This window comes from Synechococcus sp. R8-2 (genome assembly GCF_047461715.1).
Taxonomy (GTDB): Bacteria; Cyanobacteriota; Cyanobacteriia; order Thermostichales; family Thermostichaceae; genus Thermostichus.
Genome location: NZ_JANSHQ010000349.1, coordinates 1 through 1,854, shown reverse-complemented (window position 1 = coordinate 1,854; position 1,854 = coordinate 1). Strand labels below are relative to the sequence as shown.

1 protein-coding gene is annotated in these 1,854 nt (G+C 61.9%); it reads right to left on the bottom strand.

The window, feature by feature from the left end:
• Positions 1 to 1,831 (bottom strand): GAF domain-containing protein (locus NW819_RS08810; RefSeq protein ID WP_414413516.1); only part of this gene is annotated, 1,831 nt, incomplete at its 3' end.
• Positions 1,832 to 1,854: the final 23 nt, after the last annotated feature.

Genomic DNA, 1,854 nt, shown 5'->3' with positions numbered 1-1,854 from the left:
GCAGCTCGTGGGAGACTGTGCTCAAAAAATCGTCTTTAAGGCGGTTGAGGCGCTCCAGCTCACCAATTTGCTGCACAGAAGCCTGGTAGAGGCGGGCCTGGCGGATGGCAATGGCGCAGTGATCCGCCACCTGCTGCACCACCTGCACCTCCAGTTCATCAAAGCACTCGGCTGCCGGCTTCGCCAGCCAGAGATCCCCCAGCACCCCTTGGTCATCCCGCAGCGGGCACACCAGCAGGGTCAGCCCTTCCCGACGGGGGATCCAGCCCTGCCCAGGCAAGTGGCAGAATTGCACCGCTTGACCCCCTTGCAGGTGCCGGTAAAGATCGGGGTAGTCGGCCAAAGTCAGGGTAATCCCGCCGACGGGCGGTAGGGCAGAGGTGTATTCGTAGCGCACCGTGGCTTGGCCGGCTGCCCAATCGTAGAGACAGAGATCGCACCCTTGGATGGACAGCCCCAGAGCCAATTCTTGCACCACTGCCCGCAGGATCTGGGCTTCCTCCAAACTGCTGCGCACCTGGTCGGTGACCCGCTGCAAGAGGGCATCCATAGCCAGAGATCGCTGCAGGGCCGCCGTCCGCTCCTGCACCTCCTGCTCCAGACGGGCGTTGAGGGTTTGCAACTGCCGGTAGAGCTGATTTTGCGTAATGGACAGGGCCAAATGTACGCCGACCCGACTCATCAGCTCTTGCTCTGCAGCTGACCAAGCCTTAGGCTCGTCAATTTTCAGCTCCCGCCAGGCAGCAAAAGAGATCAAAGGCAGTTCTTGTCTGGGATCCCCCTGGGTAAACCAACGGTAGCCCGCCCAGTGGGTTTCTTGGTAAACGGCCCCGCGAAACACGCTCAGCCAGCCCACCGGCTGGTCATTCCAGGCGAGCTGGGCCACCAGCAGGCCACGAATGGGTGTCTGCTTCATCTGCTCTTGCAGCTCCGGCCATTTCTCCAAGTGGGAGAGCGACCACATCTTCACCCAGCCCCCCGCTCCTCCGGCCCTTCCGAGCTGCTCCTGTAGCCAGGTGTCGTAGCTGGCCGGGGGTTGCACGCCATGACAACAGAGGGTATCTGAGCCCATAAAGTGGATCCGCAGCCGTGCCCCGATCCCCTGCAAACCGGCAGCAAGCTGCTCCAGCACCGTGGTCAAGGTCGTCTCCGGGTGCAGGGGCGAATAAACCAGGGCAGCAATTTGGTTGATGAGGCGTTCCTGCTGCGCCTTCTGCCGCGCTTGCTCCAGCAATTCCGCCTGAGCAATGGCAATGGAAACTTGATCCGCCAGCAACTGCACCACCTGCAGCTCTTCTTGGGAGTAGGGACGAGGCTCAGCATGATGGGAGACCAACAGCCCCCATAGCTCCTGGTGATGCATCAGGGGAACCACCAAGGAAGAGGCCACCCCCATGGATTTCAAATAGTGAACATGGCAGGGATCCACGGGCCGCTGCAGCGGCTCGCCCAGAGGAACCCTAGCAGACAACCCCCAGGACTCCGGCTGGCTGATGGAACGGCTCTGCGCCTCCACATCCACAATCACCCGCACCTGAGCTAGGCGAAACAACCGCCGCGCCTCCTCGGGAATGTCCCCTGCCGGAAAAGTCAGCCCCAAGAGCGAGGGCAGCCGCTCCCCGCCTCGTGCTTCCGCCACCACCGTTCCGTGACCTTCGGGATCAAAGCGGTAAACCTTCACCCGATCCGTACCCAAAAAGGCGCGCACCTCCTCCACCGTCGCCCTCAGGATCTGATCCAGCTCCAGGGATTGCCGAATCTGGTGGGTGATGCGGTTGATGAGGGCGTCTCGGCTGGGTCGAGCTGCGGCAGCCCACGTTTCAGTATCCATAGTTGCAAGCCCCTAGCCCCTGG